20 protein-coding genes are annotated in these 18552 nt (G+C 57.4%); 14 read left to right on the plus strand and 6 right to left on the minus strand.

What is annotated here, in order from left to right; translation table 11 throughout:
* Positions 1–267 precede the first annotated feature (267 nt).
* Positions 268–411 carry a hypothetical protein gene (locus AB1462_RS26700; protein WP_259193199.1) on the minus strand — a complete coding sequence of 48 codons (144 nt, stop codon included), beginning with the start codon at positions 409–411 and terminating at the stop codon, positions 268–270.
* Between the two features lie 62 nt (positions 412–473).
* On the opposite strand from AB1462_RS26700, the gene AB1462_RS26705 reads away from it, so the two are divergent.
* Positions 474–1151, plus strand: a complete 678-nt coding sequence (locus AB1462_RS26705) for an ATP-binding cassette domain-containing protein (RefSeq protein ID WP_090406166.1) — start codon at positions 474–476, stop codon at positions 1149–1151.
* A complete protein-coding gene (gene fetB / locus AB1462_RS26710) occupies positions 1148–1939 on the plus strand; it encodes an iron export ABC transporter permease subunit FetB (protein ID WP_090406163.1) in 792 nt (263 codons plus the stop codon). Before AB1462_RS26705 ends, fetB begins: the two co-directional genes overlap by 4 nt.
* Before the next feature lie 89 nt (positions 1940–2028).
* Here the strand turns inward: fetB and AB1462_RS26715 are convergent, their stop codons facing one another.
* A complete protein-coding gene (locus tag AB1462_RS26715; protein WP_367248390.1) occupies positions 2029–3081 on the minus strand; it encodes an L-idonate 5-dehydrogenase in 1053 nt (350 codons plus the stop codon).
* Positions 3082–3095: 14 nt separating this feature from the next.
* Positions 3096–3869 (minus strand): glucose 1-dehydrogenase, encoded by a 774-nt coding sequence (locus AB1462_RS26720; protein ID WP_259193201.1) that lies wholly within the window; start codon positions 3867–3869, stop codon positions 3096–3098.
* Between the two features lie 135 nt (positions 3870–4004).
* Between AB1462_RS26720 and AB1462_RS26725 the strand changes: the two genes are divergently transcribed.
* The 6 genes from AB1462_RS26725 to AB1462_RS26750 all read left to right on the plus strand — a co-directional run bounded on the left by AB1462_RS26725 (position 4005) and on the right by AB1462_RS26750 (position 9069).
* The gene (locus AB1462_RS26725; RefSeq protein WP_367248438.1) at positions 4005–4877 is read left to right on the plus strand and encodes a LysR family transcriptional regulator; all 873 of its coding nucleotides are present in this window, start codon (positions 4005–4007) and stop codon (positions 4875–4877) included.
* Positions 4878–4982: 105 nt separating this feature from the next.
* On the plus strand, positions 4983–5615 hold the full coding sequence (locus tag AB1462_RS26730; RefSeq protein ID WP_090406155.1) for a glutathione S-transferase family protein: 633 nt from the start codon (positions 4983–4985) through the stop codon (positions 5613–5615).
* 18 nt (positions 5616–5633) lie between these two features.
* Positions 5634–6554 carry a LysR family transcriptional regulator gene (locus tag AB1462_RS26735; protein WP_367248392.1) on the plus strand — a complete coding sequence of 307 codons (921 nt, stop codon included), beginning with the start codon at positions 5634–5636 and terminating at the stop codon, positions 6552–6554.
* On the plus strand, positions 6554–7438 hold the full coding sequence (locus AB1462_RS26740) for a LysR family transcriptional regulator (protein WP_367248394.1): 885 nt from the start codon (positions 6554–6556) through the stop codon (positions 7436–7438). Before AB1462_RS26735 ends, AB1462_RS26740 begins: the two co-directional genes overlap by 1 nt.
* A 79-nt stretch (positions 7439–7517) precedes the next feature.
* Complete coding sequence (locus tag AB1462_RS26745) at positions 7518–8450, plus strand: pyridoxamine 5'-phosphate oxidase family protein (RefSeq protein ID WP_367248396.1); 933 nt, start codon at positions 7518–7520, stop codon at positions 8448–8450.
* A 163-nt stretch (positions 8451–8613) separates the two neighbouring features.
* Complete coding sequence (locus AB1462_RS26750) at positions 8614–9069, plus strand: hypothetical protein (protein ID WP_141691222.1); 456 nt, start codon at positions 8614–8616, stop codon at positions 9067–9069.
* Between the two features lie 293 nt (positions 9070–9362).
* Here AB1462_RS26750 and AB1462_RS26755 read toward each other — a convergent pair whose 3' ends face one another.
* Positions 9363–9638, minus strand: coding sequence for a DUF3077 domain-containing protein (locus AB1462_RS26755; protein ID WP_367248398.1), 276 nt, complete (start codon positions 9636–9638; stop codon positions 9363–9365).
* 968 nt (positions 9639–10606) lie between these two features.
* Here AB1462_RS26755 and AB1462_RS26760 point away from each other — a divergent pair.
* From AB1462_RS26760 to AB1462_RS26785, 6 genes are all read left to right on the plus strand, one after another.
* The gene (locus AB1462_RS26760; RefSeq protein WP_259193206.1) at positions 10607–10852 is read left to right on the plus strand and encodes a hypothetical protein; all 246 of its coding nucleotides are present in this window, start codon (positions 10607–10609) and stop codon (positions 10850–10852) included.
* Positions 10853–10922: 70 nt separating this feature from the next.
* The gene (locus tag AB1462_RS26765) at positions 10923–11780 is read left to right on the plus strand and encodes an McbB family protein (RefSeq protein WP_367248400.1); all 858 of its coding nucleotides are present in this window, start codon (positions 10923–10925) and stop codon (positions 11778–11780) included.
* Positions 11777–12583, plus strand: a complete 807-nt coding sequence (locus tag AB1462_RS26770; protein ID WP_367248401.1) for a SagB/ThcOx family dehydrogenase — start codon at positions 11777–11779, stop codon at positions 12581–12583. Before AB1462_RS26765 ends, AB1462_RS26770 begins: the two co-directional genes overlap by 4 nt.
* A complete protein-coding gene (locus AB1462_RS26775) occupies positions 12570–13772 on the plus strand; it encodes a YcaO-like family protein (protein WP_315338419.1) in 1203 nt (400 codons plus the stop codon). Before AB1462_RS26770 ends, AB1462_RS26775 begins: the two co-directional genes overlap by 14 nt.
* A gap of 8 nt (positions 13773–13780) precedes the next feature.
* Positions 13781–14524 (plus strand): ABC transporter permease, encoded by a 744-nt coding sequence (locus tag AB1462_RS26780; RefSeq protein WP_367248403.1) that lies wholly within the window; start codon positions 13781–13783, stop codon positions 14522–14524.
* Entirely contained in the window at positions 14524–15234 is a 711-nt protein-coding gene (locus AB1462_RS26785; RefSeq protein WP_315338421.1) for an AAA family ATPase, read from the plus strand. The genes AB1462_RS26780 and AB1462_RS26785 overlap by 1 nt, the downstream gene beginning before the upstream one ends.
* A gap of 73 nt (positions 15235–15307) precedes the next feature.
* Here the strand turns inward: AB1462_RS26785 and AB1462_RS26790 are convergent, their stop codons facing one another.
* Positions 15308–16879, minus strand: a complete 1572-nt coding sequence (locus tag AB1462_RS26790) for an ArnT family glycosyltransferase (protein ID WP_367248405.1) — start codon at positions 16877–16879, stop codon at positions 15308–15310.
* Positions 16879–18534 carry a lipid IV(A) 4-amino-4-deoxy-L-arabinosyltransferase gene (arnT, locus tag AB1462_RS26795; RefSeq protein WP_090406140.1) on the minus strand — a complete coding sequence of 552 codons (1656 nt, stop codon included), beginning with the start codon at positions 18532–18534 and terminating at the stop codon, positions 16879–16881. The genes AB1462_RS26790 and arnT overlap by 1 nt, the downstream gene beginning before the upstream one ends.
* Between the last annotated feature and the right edge of the window lie 18 nt (positions 18535–18552).

Raw genomic sequence — 18552 nt, forward strand, 5'->3', positions numbered from 1 at the left:
GCCGCCGCCACGCGCCATCCATGGCGCGGGGCGGCTAAACCGGCATCCCTGCCGGTTTACCCCCCAAATCACTGTCGAATTCCGGCCAGCGTGGTTTAACGGGGCGCCTGAGATCAAGATCAAGATCTAAAGCAAGATCAAGAGCGGCTCGCTTCGCATCGTGGTTAGCGTTGGCTGCTACACAGCATTGTAGGTGGCGCAGACAACCCCAGTCGTATCGCGAGCTGAGCTGTTGCTCTGTTTTTGATTTGGATCTTAGGCGCCCCGTTAAACACGCTGGCCGGAGTGAGGGCACACCCCCACATTTTGAATTACGGTGTTCAGCGGGTATTTGTCCTTGCGGGTATCCAGGATTTTCTGGTGCGCGGCGATCAAGCCCGACAGCGGTGGCGATAGTTTGAAATTTCTCATGAAAACTTCCCGCGTCTGCCGCACCATTGCGCCCAACAGGTTTTAAGAGGAACACCGCGTCCATGAGCGCACTGATAGAAACCCGCGCCCTCACGCGCATGGACGAGCGCCGCCAAGTGCCCTTGCTGCAGCCCACGGATTTCACCTTGAACCGCGCCGACCGCGTGTCGATCACCGGCGCTTCCGGCTCTGGCAAAAGTGTGTTGCTGCGCGCATTGGCGTTGCTGGATGCGCCTACCAGCGGGCAGGTCCTGTGGAACGGCCAGCCGATTGCCAATGCCGAGATTCCCCATTACCGCAGCCATATCAGCTACCTGTCCCAGCGGCCGGCGCTGCTTGAAGGCACGGTGGAGGACAACCTGCGCTTTCCCTTCAGCCTCAAGACCCTGCGTCAGCGCCGCTTCGACCGGGACGCGGTGACCATTTTGCTGGGGCATGCCGGCAAGGCGGTCGATTTTTTGACGAAGAACGCGCTGGACCTGTCGGGTGGCGAATCCCAGGTGGTCTCGCTGATCCGCACCCTGCAACTCAACCCCGAGGTGCTGCTGCTGGACGAGCCCACCGCGGCCCTCGACCCCACCTCATCCCGTGACGTGGAAGCGTTGATCAGCGCCTGGTTTGCCGGTGATAACGCTCGCGCCTATCTCTGGGTTTCCCACGACCTCGACCAGGCGCGGCGCATGAGCGACATCCACTGGCAGATGAGTGCCGGCGTGTTGAGCAAGGCGGCCCAGCCATGAACTATCAAAACCTCACCGCCCTGGACATGGGCATCGCCGCTGCGCTGATCCTGGTCAACGGTGCGCTCTCCCTGCTGCTGCGCCTGGGCCTGGGCCGCCAGTTGCTGTGGGCGGCGGTGCGCACCGTGGTGCAACTGTTGGCCATCGGTTACCTGCTGGGCTGGGTGTTCGAGTTCGCCTACTGGTATGTGGTGCTGCCGTTGATGTGTGCAATGACCCTGATCGCCGGGCTGTCGGCGGCGGGGCGTGGGCGCCGCACGTACCGTGGGCAAAGGGTCGACAGCATCCTGTCGGTGTGGGGCAGTTCGTGGCTGGTGACGGCAGTGGGTTTGTTTGCGGTGATCCGCATCCACCCGTGGTACGAGCCGCAGTACGCGATCCCGATCCTCGGCATGATTCTCGGCAACACCCTCACTGGTGTGTCCTTGGGGATTGAGCGCATGACCCAGGAGCTGACCTCGGGGCGCAACACCATCGAGATGATCCTGGCCCTCGGCGGTTCACGCTGGGAAGCCGCCCAGGAAGCGATCCGCCAGGCGGTGCGCGCGGGGATGATCCCGACGCTGAACCAGATGACCGTGGTCGGCATTGTCAGCCTGCCCGGCATGATGACCGGCCAGGTGCTGGCGGGGGAGAGCCCGGTGGACGCGGTGCGCTATCAGATCGTGATCATGTTCCTGATTGCCGCGTCGTCGGCGTTGGGTACGGTGGGGGCGGTGTTGCTGACCTATCGGCGGTTGTTTTCCAGGAGCCACCGGTTTTTGCGTGAGCGCTTGCAAGAGCGCTAAGCGTTCATTTGGCGAAGGGGTTTTCTGTGGCGAGGGAGCTTGCTCACTCGCCATAAGAATCTTGCTGATCGGAAGGGCTCGTCACAGGTTCAAGGATGATCCGCCACGCCAAAATCCAGCACCACTTTCATCGCCTGGGTCTTGTCCGCCGCCAGTTCAAACGCCTGCACGGCCTGCTCGAACGGCACCGTGTGGGAGATCACCGGGCGCACGTCGACGACCTGGCGATTGAGCAAGTCCACCGCCTGGGCAAACTCGCTGTGGAAGCGGAAGGTGCCGCGCAGGTCGATCTCGCGGCTGACCAGCAGGTTCAGCGGCAGCGACACCTCGCCGCCCAAGCCGACCGTGACCAGCACGCCGCGCGGGGCGATGCAGTCCAGGCCGTTACGCAGGGCCTGGGCGTTGCCGGAGACTTCGAACATCACCTCGAAATAACCCTTCTCGGCGGTGTAGCGTTTGAGCGCATCGATGCCGTCGGCGATGTTGTGGGTGCGCGTGGCGCCCATTTTTTTCGCGCAGGCCAAGGCACTGGCGGACAGGTCCACCGCGACGATTTCAGCCGCACCGGCGGCGCGCAGGCTGCCGATCAGCAGGTTGCCGATGGGGCCGCAACCGGTCACCAGCACGCGCTTGCCGAACACCGCGCCGGCCCGTTGGATCGCATGCAACCCCACCGACAATGGTTCGGCCAAGGCACCTTCGGCGAGCCTGACGTGATCGGCCAGCACATGGGCCTGATGCGTCTCGATCACCAGGCTCTGGCGAAACGCGCCCTGGATATGCGGGAAGGGCATCGCGCTGCCGTAGAAGCGCATGTTCAGGCAATGGTTGGGCAGGCCTTGATGGCAATAACGGCAAGCGCCGCACGGGCGCGATGGCGATACGGCAATGCGCTGGCCGACCTTGAACAGGCCGGCGTCCGCGCCCACGGCATCGATCACTGCTGACACTTCATGGCCGAGCACCATCGGCTCGCGCAGGCGCACGGTGCCGAAGCCGCCGTGTTGGTAGTAGTGCAAGTCCGAGCCGCAGATACCGCCGCGGGCGATGCGCACGCGCAGTTGCTCGGCCCCCAGGGTAGGGGGCTCGTCCTGGGGGCTGACCCGCAGGTCTTTTGAGGCGTGGCAGACAATGGCGTGCATAAGGTTCTCCAGGGTTACAGCGACGCGGTGATGCCACCGTCGACATACAGGATATGACCGTTGACGAAACTCGCGGCATCGCTGGCCAGGAACACCGCCGCACCGGCCAGTTCGGCGACGTCGCCCCAGCGGCGGCTCGGCGTGCGTTGCACCAGCCAGTCGCTGAATTCAGGGTTGGCCACCAGGTTGGCGTTCAACTCGGTCTTGAAGTAGCCGGGGCCGATCCCGTTGACGGTCAGCCCGTGCGGGCCCCAGTCGATGGCCATGCCCTTGGTGAGCATCTTCAGCGCGCCTTTGCTTGCCGCATACGGCGCGATGCCCGGGCGGCCCAATTCACTTTGCACTGAACAGATATTGATGATGCGCCCACGCTTGCGCGGGATCATCGCCCGCGCCACGGCCTGGCCCACCAGAAAGGCGCTGTCGAGGTTGGTACTGATCAGTTCGCGCCAGTGTTGCTCGCTGTAGTCTTCCAACGGCCCACGGCGTTGCATGCCGGCGTTGTTGACCAGGATGTCCAAGGGCCCGAGGCGTTCCTCGATAGTCGCCACGCCGGCCTGGATCGCCGCGCTGTCGGTGACGTCGAACGCCTGGGTGTGCACCTCCAGGCCTTCAAGGGTCAGCAGCGCGGCGGCGTCGCGCAAGGTGCTGCGATTACGCCCGTTGAGCACCACCCGTGCACCGGCCTGGGCCAGGCCTCGGGCGATAGCCAAGCCGATACCGGCACTGGAACCGGTGACCAGCGCCAGCCGGCCGTCGAGGCGAAAGGTGTCTAGAACACTTTGCATGGGCCTATTTCTCCAGGCGCGCTTGTGATAGTAAAAACGCGGGTTGATGAGCTTAACTTCACTCCTGTGTAGGGCGCAGGTCCAATGTTCATTTATGATCGGCTGATCAATATCCGTGATAACCGTGGAGGCTGGATGGAACTCAAGCACTTGCGCGCCTTTGTGGTACTGGCCCAGGAGCTGCATTTCGGCCGGGCGGCGGCGCAGTTGTCGATTGTGCAACCGGCGCTGAGCATGCAGATCAAGCTGCTCGAAAGTGGCCTGGGCGTACGCCTGCTGGACCGCAATCGCCACTCGGTGACCTTGACCGATGCCGGTCGGGTGTTCCTGCCCGAAGCCCAGGCGACCCTGCACCAGGCCGCGCGGGCGGCGGATGCGGCGCGGGCCTCCAACCGGGGGGAAATCGGCCGGGTGCGCCTGGGCTTTGTGTCATCGGTATTGCCCCAACTGTTGCCCGAGTTGATCCGCACGGTGCATCAGCGCTACCCGCGGATCGAGCTGGAACTCAAGGACATGCCCGGCCCCGATCAAGCCGCCGCGTTGAAGAGTGGCCGCCTGGATTTCGGCTTGATGCGCCTGCCCGCCGCCTACCCTGGGGTGCAGACCCGCGTGGTGTTGCGCGAGCCATTCTGCGTGGCCTTGCCGATGGATCATCCGTTGGCCACGCAGGATTCGATCCAGCCCGGCGACCTGCTCGACGTGCCGATATACATCCTCGCGCGGCGGTATGCGCCGGGGTTCTACGACGAATTTATCCAGGCCGTGGGTACCCCCTTGCAGATCGCATCCGAACTGGGCGAGTTCACCACCATGCTCGCGCTGGTCTGCGCCGGGTTGGGCGTCGGCGTCTTGCCGCAGCAGGCCGCGCGGGCGTTGCCGGCCAATTGCGTGTCGCGACCGCTGGCGTTGGGGGCGTTCCAGGCCAGCACGGGGTTGGCCTGGACCGAGTTGGACAGCGCGGTGAAGACCACGCTGTTCACGCTGATCGTCGAATTGTTTGGCGAGTGATTGTTTCGCCCAGTGAAATGCTGGATTGTAAAACCTGGTGATTCCAGTGGTCGGCGCAGCGGTGGAACATGCCGGGTGTCAAAACCCAACCCTTTGGAGCGTTACATGTCCCAGCCTGCGATCAAACTCTATGGTTTCCCACTGTCCGGCCATTCCCATCGGGCCGAGCTGATGCTGTCCCTGCTGGGGCTGCCCAGCGAATTCATCCTGGTAGACCTCAAGCAAGGCGCGCATAAAACCGCAGGTTTCACTGCGACCATCAACCGTTTCGGCCAGGTCCCGGCGATTGACGACGACGGCACCGTGCTGGCGGACTCCAACGCGATCCTGGTCTACCTCGCCACGAAATACGGCAAAGGCCAATGGCTGCCAAGCGACCCGGTCGGGCAGGCGCGCGTACAGCGCTGGCTGTCGGCGGCCGCCGGCCAACTGCACGCCGGGCCCGCCACCGCACGGCTGGCCGTGGTGTTCGGTGCCGACGTGGATGCAGCGGCGGCGATCAGTCGCGCCCATGCCTTGTTGGCACTGATGGAACAGCAACTGAGCGAAACCCGCTTCCTGGCGGGCGAGCAACCGAGCATCGCCGATATTGCGTTTTACACCTACGTGGCTCATGCGCCGGAAGGCAATGTGTCGCTGGCCGACTACCCTAAGGTGCGCGCCTGGCTTGCCAGCATTGAGGCCTTGCCGGGTTTCGTGGGCATGCCGCGTACGGCAGTGGGCTTGCAATCCCAGTAATCTTCAAGAGGTGCGCGGATGGACCGCTTCCATGAAATGCAGGTGTTCCTGGCGGTGGCCGAGGAGGAGGGATTTGCCGCCGCCGCGCGCCGCCTGAAAACCTCGCCGCCCAGCGTGACCCGTGCCATCGCCGCCATGGAGGCGCGCATTGGCACCCAACTGCTGGCGCGCACCACCCGCAGCCTGCACCTGACCGAAGCCGGCCAGCGTTACCTCGAAGATTGCCGGCGCATCCTCGCCGAGCTGGACGAAGCCGAAGAAGCGGCGGCGGGCAGTTATTCGATCCCCTGCGGCCACCTCACGGTGACCGCACCGGTACTGTTTGGCGAGCTGTATGTGGCGCCGGTGCTGGGCGAGTACCTCGACCGTTTTCCGCTGGTGAATATCAATGCCTTGCTGGTGGATCGTGTGGTCAACATGGTCGACGAAGGGGTGGATGTGGCGGTGCGTATCGGTCATCTGCATGAGCCGGGGCAGCAGGCGATCAAGGTCGGTGAGGTGCGTCGGGTGGTGTGTGCGGCGCCGGCTTACCTGGCGCAGCATGGCCGGCCTCGGCACCCGTCGCAGTTACGCGAGGCGAAGCTTGCTGCCTCGTCTTCCAGCCAATTGCTGAGCGAGTGGACATTTGTCGAGGGCGGCCAGCCATTGGCGGTGCCGGTGGAGCCGCGCCTGGTGGTCACGGCGAACAACGCGGCGATCAATCTGGCGAGAGTGGGTTGGGGCATCACGCGGGTGCTGTCCTATCAGGTCGTGGCGGCGGTGGCGGCCGGTGAGCTGGAGATTGTCCTGGAGGACTTTGAACCGGCAGCGCTGCCGATCCAGGTGGTGTTCCAGAAAAGCCCACGGGTGCCGGCCAAGATCCTCACCTTTGTCGATTTCCTCAGCCATCGCCTCGGCCAGGACGCAGCTTTGAACCCGGCGATGCAGCGGCGCGGCTGATGGAACGTTATCGCGACATGCAACTGTTCGCCGCGCTGGCCGGGCAACCGAGCCTGGCGTCGGCGGCGCGCAGTGCCCAGGTGTCCGGCCCGACCTTGGTGCGCGCCGTGGCCCGCCTGGAAGCGCGCCTGCGCGTGGCATTGCTGGCGCGCAGTACGCGCGGCGTCAACCTGACCGACGCCGGGCACGCGTACCTGGCCGACTGCGTGCACCTGCTGGCCGCCGTGGACGCCGCCGAAGCCTCGGCCAAGGGCTTGCATGTGCAGGCCCAGGGCAATCTGCGCGTGTTCATGCCGTTGCTGTTCAGCCGCTATGTGATGGCACCGCTGTTGGCCAGCTATATGGATCGGTACCCCGCGGTGCAGCTTGCCGCCCATTACCACGACTATTATCCCAACCTGCACGAAGAAGGGCTGGACGTGGCGATCCTGGTCGGCGAGTTGCCCAGCTCATCGCTGATCGCGCGCCCGGTCGGGCACGTGCGGCAGATCCTCTGCGCCAGTCCCGATTACCTGGCGGCGCACGGCGAACCCCGACACCCGGACGACCTCAAGCAGCATCGCCTGATCGCGAATGCCAACCCGGTGCATTGGGAGTTCCTGGGTTGCCAGCTCAAGGCCCGCGCGCGGCTGAGTTGCGCCACGGTGCAAGGCGCGATCAATGCGGCGCTGCAGGGCGCGGGGCTGGTTCGTTGCTTGAGCTACCCGGTGCACGAGCATCTGCTCGGCGGCCAGTTATGCCGCCTCCTGCCGAGCTACGAGCCAGCGCCCTTGCCGGTGCACGTGGTGTACCGCGAGGGCCGGCATGCGCCGATGCGCGTGCGTAGCTTCGTCGACCACTGCGTGGCGGCGCTGCGTGAGCACCCGGCATTTCAGTTGGCGTAATAGTGGATTGCCTGGGGTGGGCATTCTGCATTTGGCTGGCAGGGCGCAGCATGGGGGCAACCAACTTGAGGTGATCGCCATGAACCCTATCGAACAGTCCCCCTGGCATGCCGGCGAACGGCAGTTACAAGCAGCAGTCGGCGTGGCCGAGCGCATGGCGGTGGTCGGGCCCAAGGTGATACGCGATCACCTGCCGGAGCAGCATCGGGACTTCTATCCCTTGTTGCCGTACCTGATGCTCGGCGTGGTGGATGAGCAGGGGATTCCCTGGGCGACGATGGTCGAAGGCGCGCCGGGGTTTGCCCATTCTCCCGATCCTTATACTTTGCAGATTGACAGCCTGCCGTCTGCCAGCGACCCGGCTCGGGCCGCTTTGCACGAGGGTGCCGCAGTGGGCCTGCTCGGCATCGACCTGAACACCCGGCGCCGCAACCGCATGAACGGCCGTGTCGGCGGACTTGATCAGTACGGCTTGTCAATCGACGTCGTGCAGACCTTCGGGAACTGCCCCAAATACATCCAACTGCGGCCGGTCGATGGGGTTGCGCGTAAACCCGGCACGCAAGTTGAGCGTATGGGCGGCCTGGACGCTGCAGCCGAAACCATGATCCGCAACGCCGACACATTCTTCGTCGCCAGCTACGTGGATGTCGACGGTGAACGCTCGGTGGACGTTTCCCATCGCGGCGGCCACACCGGCTTCGTGCGCGTGGAGGGCGACGTGCTGACCATCCCGGATTTTGCCGGCAACCTGTTCTTCAACACCCTGGGCAACCTGGCGGCCAATCCGGTGGCGGGGTTGTTGTTTATCGACTTTGAATCGGGGGACCTGTTGCAGGTCGCCGGGCGTACCTCGTTGATTCTCGACGGGCCTGAGGTCGCCCGCTTCGAGGGCGCGCAGCGGTTATGGACAGTGACCGTGGAACACCTGGTCCGCCGCCCGGCGGCGTTGGCGCTGCGCTGGCAGTTCGCGGAGTTTTCGCCGTTCAGTTTGGGGATGGGGAGTTGGTAGCGTGGGTGCCGTCCTGGTTAAAGTGAACCGTGTGCTAATGACAACAAGTAATAAAAAGTACGTGCTTAAACCTGTCATAAATCACAGGTTACGGAGCTCATTTTTTTCTATCCAATACAGGTTGGCGCGGCAACTACACACTGATACTGGAGAGGAGATGAACATGTTTGAAGGTATCGAACTTCAGAAGCCTGGTAGAGGGACAGCCACCGGTACTATGACCGGGACGGTCAAGAACCTGTACACCAATGTAGAGTCGTTCTTTGACGCTGAATGGATCTGGCGTGACAACCAGGAGGGGACGTTGCGTTTCCATGGCACCGTGGATGATCTGGAAAAACCTGGTGAGACAGCGCTCATTGGTCTTCATCTTGATCGCGAGGACGTTTCCAGCGGCACCTATAGGATTGGCGACGCGCAGGTGAAACTGACGCTGAATTACAAGACTTTTATCCGAGAGACCGGTGTAACCAGAGAGTACAAAGGGATTGAAGGTTGGGTTGAGTTGAAAAACAGCTACCCTGACAAACCGATTAGCGGAACGCTGTGGTTCAAAACCAAATCAATTGTGCTTAATAATTACGAGGTCAATCTGAACTTCGACATCACAGACTTTTAACCCTTCCAGGATCGCAGAGGCTCAGCGTTAATGGCAGGTCACCGTGGGCCCGGCCGTCTCGTTAGTTTGCGCAAGTGTCAGCGTTCAGTCTGGCGATGGGCAGTTGGTAACTTCACTGCATTTATCCTGCCTGATGAAGATCCAGTGCGGGCGTTGTCGAGCTTCAGCGAGGCTTCGATAGCGGCCGGTCAGTCGACGAATTGACCGCCCGCCCCGGCCCCATCGCAGCCTCGCTGAAGCTCGACAACTCCCACAGGGGGCTTTGCTGTGCTGATTGGATTTGCGCTGTGTGATCAGGCCGCCGGGTATTCCCGATTAAGCGCCTCATCCACCAGTAACTGCGCAATCTCGATCATCTGCACCATTGCCAGCACATGCCGGCGGTTGTGACCGTCAAGACGTTCGGCGCAGCCGTATGCGCAGACCGTGGCCGATTCAAGCATCTCGCTGGCGTTGCTCAACGTCGCTTCCGTACTCAGGCCGGGACGCACGGTGAAGATGACATCGGGGGGGATTTGCGGATTGTCATCCGAGGTGGGTAGCGGGGGATTGGGTGTGACTTTCTTCATGGCGAAGCTCCTATGAATGAGCACCTCCATTTCGCTACCACACGAAGTCAGGAGGCGACTGTACACGGGGTGGTAGACCGGTCATAGAAACCCGGCAGGTCGAAGCCTCCCATGCACAGCCGCCACAAAGCAGCCCGCACAAAAAAACGCCCTTGAGCGTTTTGGGGTCTATGAAAGAACTGGGCTACCACACCCATTCGCTGAATTTGCAGCGACCCGCGAAGGTTAGCGGCGAGGTTCATCAGACGCAACCCGAAAGTCGTGTAAGAGCGGTCCGATGAAAACCCGGATTGCGCTGAGATAAGGCCGCACGGCATTGGCGTGTGGCGAGTGGGCTTGCCCCGCGTTGGGTTGCGCAGGGCAAGCCTGCTCGCCACAAAAAGCATGCTCACGCCATAAAACCTGTTTGCCATGACCCATCAGCTCACTGCCCCCAAGTGCTTCAGCGCTGCGTAGTCAGCACCGTCCCGTCCGCCCACGCCCCATCCTATGCGGTATACAGATTCACCTTCGCCACCTGAAGCGGTTTACCCGCGCCGGGTGTATCTGCAATCGGATTGTGGGAAGGGCGGTGCAGGCGCATGTGGCGGGGCTAGATGAGTAGATCCATTTAGCATTGCAGCGGCACATTGAAAGAAAGTCGGAGCTTTAAAGTTGAAGTGTTTAGCTAAAAAGTGATACCGCTCGTCGAATTAATTCTCAGGACGCCTTAGAAAATACTCTGGTCTTATAACCGCCTCTCAGAATTGAAGGCCGTACGTAAATAGTCGGTGGTAGTTCGTAAATTCATAATTTTTATGGATGTTTAGTTGGGGGATGTGGCGGTTTGCAATACGTAGTTAATGCGCAGCTATCAAAAGTTCTGATTTTGATGAGTGAAATTTCCTAATTTGATTGGTAAATTTTCCTACACTAAGAAATTTAAGAAATTGCAAATATTTTCCTGGAGGCTAGATTGAGTTTGTCACTTGTCGAAAGTGATCGAAGGAAAAAATCTTAAGCCTGGAGATATGAAAATGAAGAATGAAGAGTTCGGAGCGTTTGTTTTTAATTTTTATGATGACTATGAGTTCAATCTTTACGCCGGTAACGGTGGTGCGTCAGGAAGCCAAGGTGGTTGTGGTGGCAGCGGGGGATGTGGTGGCGGAGGAGGATGTAATGGAGGAAGTGGTGGGTGCCATTCAGTAACGGAGCAAGAGTCGCTGAATGACTGAAGCTCAACAGCCACCCACTTAATGAGGCTTTCTGAATGTCCGTTAGAAAGCCTCTAGAGGGGAAAGTGTGATGAACATAATCGTACCTAATTATGAGATTTTGAATTTTGAATCGGAAAGTCTAGTGGTGTCCGATATGGGGATTTCAAAAATTCACTCTCAGCCACTGCTAGCGGCTCTTAGTCAGTTGAAAGCCTCAGATGTGACTACACGCGAAGAGTTTGATGCGCTCCTGTCTGGAAATGGTTTAAACCCGAAGAGTGCGTTCGGTTTTTTGGAGAGCATTATTCCATTAAAGACTGTTGAAGACGTGTATTTTGAAAAGACAGTGATTGTACATACATGGAAAGGTAGGACTGATCTTGAGGAGCTGTTTGCACAGGAGTTATCCGGGGCGCTGGAGTTTGTGGAGTTCTCTAGTGATGTAGTGGCGTCGATTCACGGACTCAGGTGTTTTGTTGTGTTGCTGTGCCATTCCTATGATTACGATCAAGTTAAGAAAATTCATTTTGATTTGGCTAAAGCATCACCGCAAAGCGCTATTAGCGTTTGTTGGCCAATGGGTGGTTTTTTTTGTATAGGTCAACCCTATATAGCCGAAATTGGAAATCCTTGCCATTTCTGCACCGTCGACAGACTCGTTAATAATGAATCCGCCAAGCGGACGAGAAATAATTGGGCGAGCATTCTAGGATTTTGTAGGAATAAACATGTAAATGTTCCCTCTAAGACGCTAAGTCTCTATGAGGAAATGATTGTTGTTGGATCGATAATAAAAAAGATTAAATTTTTTACTGATCCAGTAGTGGCGCGCAAATATCAAGATGATATTTTGTATGTCTCATACCTTCAATTAAGCGATGGTAAAATTTTTGAAGAGCCCAATTCACATTGGTGTATGTGTGATTGCTTGGGGGTGAGTGAATGAAAAGTATTCCTCATGACTATTACCTAAGATTTATTGATGCTTGGGTTTATGAAGAAGTTCTTGATTTTCACAGTAAAGGGAGCTTTACCTTTCATAGGGCATTTAAAGACCGTGTCGGTCTTCATTTTTTGGATAACAAGCGGCTTGCTCAACTAACCGGTAATGAGCTGGTTCTTTACCCTGATATGGACTTGACTATTGAGCTCACTCTGCCCAAAGAGGAGATTGAAAAACACCAGTTTCGAAATGAATCATGCGAACGGTTTTTATCCGAATTTTTAGATTTTTCAGATGTTGAAAAGCTAATTTGTCCGTTGCTTTCAAGGGGGGGAGGCTCCTACAAGAGAGGGTATCCAAGTGGTGGAGCACTGTATCCGGCGGAGATTTTTGTTTGTTCGCTTTCAAATCAGAACACCTCATGGCCGGATGCCGGGAAAATTTTGCATTTGCTCCCACGGTCTAGAAAATTCGAGGTGATGCAGGGCGAGGTCGATATTGAATTGCTCAAGTCCGCCATAATGGCGTCCGCCGATGATATTGGTAGCCCCAGCATGGCGATCATTTATGTTGCCTACATACCCAAGAGTTTGTTCAAGTATCGTTATCGTGGGTACCGAATGTCGCTTATGGAGATTGGTTCTATCTATATGCTTGTGGAACTCCAAGCTAAATCTTTAGGCCTCGCATGTCGTCTCTGGTCTGCTTATACGGACTCAATGCTCTGTAAGGCGCTGGGGGTCAATCCAGCGTTGTTCTTTCCTATGTGTGTTCATTTTATAGGTAAGCGGCATGAAATTTATTAATGCGATGCAGAAGCCAGATCTTCCTGGAATGCTATTGCTTCAGCCTGCGGGTTTAGTTGCTTTGCCGAGTTCTGTGGAAGTATCAGATGCATTTTCGGTTAATGGTTCTGGCGTGGGAGGGGGGGCAAATTCAATCAAGATTGGCTTGGGCGAATATTTCGAACGTCGTCATTTTTACAGAGAGGTTCTTTCTAGAAGGTGCGGGTTTCTCAGCGAGTCATTGACACAGGGGGAAATAGATAGCTTTACAGGTGCGTTCGTTCAGACATGTTCGAAGAAAATCTTAGCTAGAGCAATTGAGGAACATGAGTTTTACTTAAGTAAAGTGGTTAGATCTTTGGATTTTTCCACCTGTTTTATTCCTACTGTTTGTATTTCTCTTTCCTCTGTTGGTCTTGAAAACGACAATTTTTTATATCCTTTAAGAGATACATGTGGCTGCAGTTTTCACTGGCGTACTGATGTCTCTTTTTTAGGGGCATTAAAGGAATACCTTGAACGACAATTTCTTTTGAGGTTTTGGTTGACAAACGTGTGTCGATCGAGGATGTCGAACGCACAAGTGCTAGAGCTATTAGTGCGAAGAAATGTTAGGCATCTTTATAGTGCTTTATTCGCTTCAGGTGATGTCTCGGTTTTTGATATTTCAGACTCTAAATTTCCGGGTGTGTGTGTATTGGTTGTATATGGTCAGCGCAGGGCGAATCACAATGTTAAGTATTGCGCGGGAATGTCTTATGCTTCGGATGTCGCTAGTGCAGTAGAGAAGTCAATTCTAGAATTGTGGCAAACATATCGGTTTATGGATTTGTTCAAGGCTTTAGATTCTGATGAAGACAGAGTAGAGGACTACTATTTACGATATTTCTTAAGCTGTAATTCATATGAAACTTACGAGGAGGTCACCGATGTACAGATTGATACCAAGGGGCAGGAAAAAAATTCCAATGCTGGCTTTACATTGGATGGAATTTTGTCGGTATTGAAAGGCGAAAATAGTTCAGGGTATTTTTATTCGAGAATTTCTAAAATTAATGGGTTTGACTGTGTTTTCAGTAAGTACGTGTCGCCTGATCTATTCCTGCATATGAATAATGCAAAAAATATTAACTTAGTAAATAAGTACTCTAAAGGATTTGAGAGTCAGGTGCTGTCATCCCGCTCAAAAAAAATGGTACCGTTTCCGTGAGGTGAGTGATGAGTTATTGTTTTCTAGTTAAACCTCTTTTGCTGGCGCAGCTTTTTATCAAAGAGCAATTGAAAGAGCCTGTTGCATTATTTTGGATTGTGCTATCGCCGGTGGTTACATTTTATCTTGTTAGCTACGCTAGGTTGCCCGCAAGCGATACGCCAGGTAGTTATCTTTCGAATACTTCGTGGTTTTATGCGTTTGTATCGTCTAGTGTGGCGTTTTTTGGCTTGGCATTTTATATAGTTGGACGGAGGGAAAGTGGTTTTTTGCGATCTTTTGTGTACACATCACACACAAAAATTATCTTTCTCGTTGGGCAGGTCTTGGCCTATTCCTTCATGTCGCTAGTCTATTGCACGGCTTTTTATGTTTCTACTCGAAATTACTATGGCGTTATGGGTGTGGCGGAGTTCTTTGTTATCGTTGGGAGGTTTTATGTCTGTTTTCTGATGTTTTCAATAATGTCACTTTTATTGACGCTGATTCCCTTGGGGTTTCAAAATGCTCATACCGCTTTTTCAATATTATCCTTTGCGATGCTGGCGCTCGGAATTGCCAATCTACGTTCTTCTCATGCCCTACTTGAGACGCTTAGTGTTTTCAATCCGATGTGGTGGGCGAATCACATTATGTTGAGCGGCGTGTCTGAACTGAAATATGTCGTTATGACTATCGTTTTCTTATTTGGGTGGTCATTATGGTTGATATTTCGCTTTTTGCTTGTTAATCCAGTTTGGAGTCGTTATTGATGAAGCGGCTTATCGTAAATTCACTTGATGTTAGGTTTGCGCAACACGTTCTATTTAATAAGGCCTCATTGAGAGTGGAAGCGGGCTCGATCTCAGGTTTGTTGGGGCCTAACGGTTCTGGAAAAACAACCTTCTTTGATGTGGTTTGTGGTTTGAAAAATGCCGATGGTGGTGAAGTTTGCAGCTCTTTTTCAAAGCTTCTTTACCTGTCGCAAACCATTACTACACCAACCGTATTCCGTATGTTTGATGTCTTTAGGATGATGATGCTCTTTTGTTCGGAGAACACCGTCACTCAAAGGCACGCACTAGAAAAAATCGAAAGATGGGCCCCGGGGATAGCAGAGCGATATTGTGCAATATGGAAGAAAAAGTCCTCCCTTTGTAGCTACGGTGAAAAACGTTGGTTTTTCACGTTGTCTTTGCTTTCCGCCAATGCGGACTTCGTGATATTGGACGAGCCTACTGCAGGTGTAGATCCGGAGTTTCGAAATTACATCTGGAAATGCCTGGAGGGCGCAGCGGCAGAAGGAGTCGCGGTGCTGGTTTCGTCGCACAATGTCGACGAAATTGTTACTCATTGTGATAACTTTTATATGCTAAGTCAGCAGCGTTTCAATCACTTTACTGACGGGAAAGGCTTTTTGCAGGCATACGGTGCTAAGAGCTTGGACGAGGCCTTTATTCATGCGGCGGGTCTGCCGCCGTAATGGGCAACTGCGGATTCGGGATCAGTATCAGAATAACTCTTGTGATGGCGTTTGCCTCCAGGCCTCTTGCATCTCACTGGCGCTGCTGACCCGCATCATTACTCCGATCAAGCCGTGACGGCGCTACCTTTCTTGTGGGAACAAACGCCACACTCCCATCCTCACGCTTGTGAAACAGCCGCTCGCCATTGTCCGGCTGGGTCGTGATCACCTGATGATCCGCCCCCAGGAATGCCAACGGCGTCGGATCCTCCTTGGAAAACTGCGCGACGATGATCGTGCGCTGCGGGTCGAAAGCCCGGCTGCTGGTTTTTTCCAGCCAGGCCATGAACGCGGCGCTGTCGCCCTGGCGGGGGAAGTCCTGGGTTTCGGCGACGTAGTAGAAAGGCTTGCCGCCATTTTGCAGGTACATCGGTACCTTGTTGTCGACTTCCACCAGCACCATCTGCCATTGGTTCCAGGGCGCGCTTTTCACGGCCTCGGCTTGCACATCCTCGGCGAAGCGGGTCACGCCGCCGTTGCCGTTGGACCAGGGATAGGCCACGCCAAGTATCAACAGCATGAGTGCGGCAGCGACCCCAAAGCCCTTCTGCCAGCGCGGCCAACTGGCGGGCTTTTTCAACACGCGCTCACTCACCCACCACGCCGCCAGCAACTGGGCAAACGGCACCAGCGGCAGCACGTAGTAGCTGCGCCGGCTGCCGCTGGCGGTAAAGAACACAAACAGCAGGCCCAGGCCCCACACCAGCCAGCGCACGTTGGGCGGGGTGTGGCGCCAGTGCCGCACGGCCAGCCACAGGCCCAGCAGCCAGCACGGGGTCCAGGGCAACGTGTAGGCGGGCAGGTAGATCAGGTAGGTGTAGATCGGTCCCATATGGTCGAACGGGTCGAAGAAGCGCACCACGTTTTCCCGGAACACCAACGCCAGGCCGCTCTCGCCATAGGTCGGTGCGCCGTACAAGTGCGACAGCACGAACGGCACGGCATACACGGCGGCCGCGATCAGCACGGCCAGCAGCAGGCGCAGATTGAGGTGGCGCTTGTAGCGCTGTTCGCTGAGCAGGTGCGGCAGCAGCACCAGGCCGGGCAGCACAAAGCCGATCAGGCCCTTGAACAACGACGTCAGGGCCAGCAACAGGAAAAACACCGTATAGCGCCACAGCCGCGTGTCGTCGGGGCCGCGCCAATACCACGCGACTGCCGCCAGCACGCCGCACACGGTGAGCACATCCGCCGTGGCCACGCGGGCCCAGAACAGGAAGTAGAAGGTGGTGGCGAGCATCCAGCCGGCGATCAGCCCTGTGCCCTTGCGGAACAGGCGTTCGCCGATCAGGTACACCAGCCACACACTCAGCCACGCGCCGATCACCGACGGCAGGCGCAATGACCAGGGCCCGAGGCCTCCCATCAGGTGCGCCGCGCCGGTGATCAGCCAGTAGGAGGGCAGGGGTTTGTCGTAATACGGCCCGCCCTTGAGGTATGGGTCGAAATAGTCACCGCTCTGCAGCATCTGCAAGGCGATATTCGCCCAGCGGGTTTCCGGGCCCCACAGGTCACGCGCACCCAGGCCGGTGAGCAGCAGCAGGGCCGAGACGGCCAGCAACAGCAGCAGGGCGCCGCGTTCGGTCTTGAGATAACCCGGCATCATGGCGCCTGCGGGTAGAGGATAAGTTCCAGGTAGCCCTTGTAATAGCGTTTGCCTCCGGGCGGCAATTGCCCGGCCTCGCGCATTTCACTGGTGCTGTTGACCCGCAGCAGCACGCCGACCGAGCCGTGTTGGCGGGCGTCCTTGAGCCAGGCTTGCACCTGCTCCAGATCGACTTTGCGCGGAGCCGAATCGGCATATTGCAAGCCGTAGCGCAGCTCGCCTTCGGTGTCATACAGCGTCACGTCGGGTCGTTGCAGGCGCCAGGCCAAGGCGCTGGCGCTCTCCAGTTCATTGCTCAGCAGCGCGTGGGTGTGCTGCAACTCATCCACATGCTCCAGCACAAATTGGTCGGGCATTTCGTTATCGGCGATGTAGGCCGGCATGCTCGACGGCAGCAGCACCACCAGCAGGCCGATGCCCAGGGCTGGCATTGCCCACAACGTCAGCGGCCGAAAGCTTTGCAGCAGGTTGGTGAGGATCCAGCCCAGCAGCACGATAAAGGCCAGCGACAGGCTGAACATCTCGGCATGGCTGTTGCCGTAGAGCGGCCTCGCGATTTGCAGGTAGATCAGGCCGATCATGGCGGCCATGCCGATCACGAAGTTGAACAGGCCATTGAGGCGCAGGGTTCGGGTTCTGCCTTGGCTGACCAGCTCGCTCAAGGTATGCCCCATCAGCAACGCCAGGGGCAGCAGGCACGGCATGATGTAGGTCGGCAGCTTGCCGTTGCTCAGGCTGAACAAGCCCAGCGGCAGCAGCAACCACAGGGCCAGGAAAGCGATCGCCGGTTGGCGCTTTTCTGTCCAGGCCTGGTGCAGGGTGTTGGGCAGCAGCCCGGCCCACGGCAGGCAAGCCACCGCCATGATCGGCAGGAAGAACCACCATGGCCGCACGTGTTGCGCGTTGTCGGCGCTGAAACGGCGGATGTGTTCATTCCAGAAAAAGAAGCGCCAGAAATCCGGTTCCTGGTTGTGGATCGCCAGCACCCAGGGCAAGCACACCAGCACGGCCACGCCGATTGCCAGCGGGCCATACCGCAGCAACTCGCCCAGGCGCCGCTGCCAGAGCATATAGGGCACGGCGATCAGCACTGGCAGTGCCCACGCCAGGAAACCCTTGGTCATGAAGCCCATGGCACAGGCAAATCCCAACACGCCCCAGGCCACCAGGCGGCTGCGCAGGGTGCTGCTGTCGAGGGCAAACCACAGCGCCACCAGGCTGAGGTTGACCCACCAGGTGAATGGCGGATCGAGGTTGGAGTACCCCGCTTGCCCGGCCACCAGGCCAAAGCTCAGGTAGAGCAGGGCGCAGGCGAAACTTTTGCGTGGGGCATTCCACAGGCGGCGGGCGATCAGGTACGCAAGCAGCACGCTCAACCCACTGGTCAGGGCCGAGGCGATGCGTACACCGAACAGGTTTTGGCCAAATACGGCCTGGCCCAGGGCGATCAGCCAGTAACCGGCGGCAGGTTTTTCGAAGTAGCGGATGCCCATGAAGTGCGGCGCCACCCAGTTGCCGCTCAGGAGCATCTCCTGGCTGATCTGGGCGTAGCGCGTTTCATCCGGTATCCACAAACCGTGCAGGCCCAGTGGCAATAGATAAAACGCGACGAAGGCCAGCAAGAGTACCGGCAGGGGTTTCAGGCGGGTCATGAAAACGTCGCTCCTTGA

The organism is Pseudomonas sp. SB113, from assembly GCF_040754745.1.
GTDB classification, from domain to species: Bacteria; Pseudomonadota; Gammaproteobacteria; order Pseudomonadales; family Pseudomonadaceae; genus Aquipseudomonas; species Aquipseudomonas grimontii.

What these genes read in the sequence shown, in the direction of transcription:
- AB1462_RS26700 (WP_259193199.1), bottom strand. Translation starts at nt 411, where the DNA reads ATGAGAAATTTCAAACTATCGCCACCGCTGTCGGGCTTGATCGCCGCG.
- AB1462_RS26705 (WP_090406166.1), top strand. Translation starts at nt 474, where the DNA reads ATGAGCGCACTGATAGAAACCCGCGCCCTCACGCGCATGGACGAGCGC.
- fetB (WP_090406163.1), top strand. Translation starts at nt 1,148, where the DNA reads ATGAACTATCAAAACCTCACCGCCCTGGACATGGGCATCGCCGCTGCG.
- AB1462_RS26715 (WP_367248390.1), bottom strand. Translation starts at nt 3,081, where the DNA reads ATGCACGCCATTGTCTGCCACGCCTCAAAAGACCTGCGGGTCAGCCCC.
- AB1462_RS26720 (WP_259193201.1), bottom strand. Translation starts at nt 3,869, where the DNA reads ATGCAAAGTGTTCTAGACACCTTTCGCCTCGACGGCCGGCTGGCGCTG.
- AB1462_RS26725 (WP_367248438.1), top strand. Translation starts at nt 4,005, where the DNA reads ATGGAACTCAAGCACTTGCGCGCCTTTGTGGTACTGGCCCAGGAGCTG.
- AB1462_RS26730 (WP_090406155.1), top strand. Translation starts at nt 4,983, where the DNA reads ATGTCCCAGCCTGCGATCAAACTCTATGGTTTCCCACTGTCCGGCCAT.
- AB1462_RS26735 (WP_367248392.1), top strand. Translation starts at nt 5,634, where the DNA reads ATGGACCGCTTCCATGAAATGCAGGTGTTCCTGGCGGTGGCCGAGGAG.
- AB1462_RS26740 (WP_367248394.1), top strand. Translation starts at nt 6,554, where the DNA reads ATGGAACGTTATCGCGACATGCAACTGTTCGCCGCGCTGGCCGGGCAA.
- AB1462_RS26745 (WP_367248396.1), top strand. Translation starts at nt 7,518, where the DNA reads ATGAACCCTATCGAACAGTCCCCCTGGCATGCCGGCGAACGGCAGTTA.
- AB1462_RS26750 (WP_141691222.1), top strand. Translation starts at nt 8,614, where the DNA reads ATGTTTGAAGGTATCGAACTTCAGAAGCCTGGTAGAGGGACAGCCACC.
- AB1462_RS26755 (WP_367248398.1), bottom strand. Translation starts at nt 9,638, where the DNA reads ATGAAGAAAGTCACACCCAATCCCCCGCTACCCACCTCGGATGACAAT.
- AB1462_RS26765 (WP_367248400.1), top strand. Translation starts at nt 10,923, where the DNA reads ATGAACATAATCGTACCTAATTATGAGATTTTGAATTTTGAATCGGAA.
- AB1462_RS26770 (WP_367248401.1), top strand. Translation starts at nt 11,777, where the DNA reads ATGAAAAGTATTCCTCATGACTATTACCTAAGATTTATTGATGCTTGG.
- AB1462_RS26775 (WP_315338419.1), top strand. Translation starts at nt 12,570, where the DNA reads ATGAAATTTATTAATGCGATGCAGAAGCCAGATCTTCCTGGAATGCTA.
- AB1462_RS26780 (WP_367248403.1), top strand. Translation starts at nt 13,781, where the DNA reads ATGAGTTATTGTTTTCTAGTTAAACCTCTTTTGCTGGCGCAGCTTTTT.
- AB1462_RS26785 (WP_315338421.1), top strand. Translation starts at nt 14,524, where the DNA reads ATGAAGCGGCTTATCGTAAATTCACTTGATGTTAGGTTTGCGCAACAC.
- AB1462_RS26790 (WP_367248405.1), bottom strand. Translation starts at nt 16,879, where the DNA reads ATGCCGGGTTATCTCAAGACCGAACGCGGCGCCCTGCTGCTGTTGCTG.
- arnT (WP_090406140.1), bottom strand. Translation starts at nt 18,534, where the DNA reads ATGACCCGCCTGAAACCCCTGCCGGTACTCTTGCTGGCCTTCGTCGCG.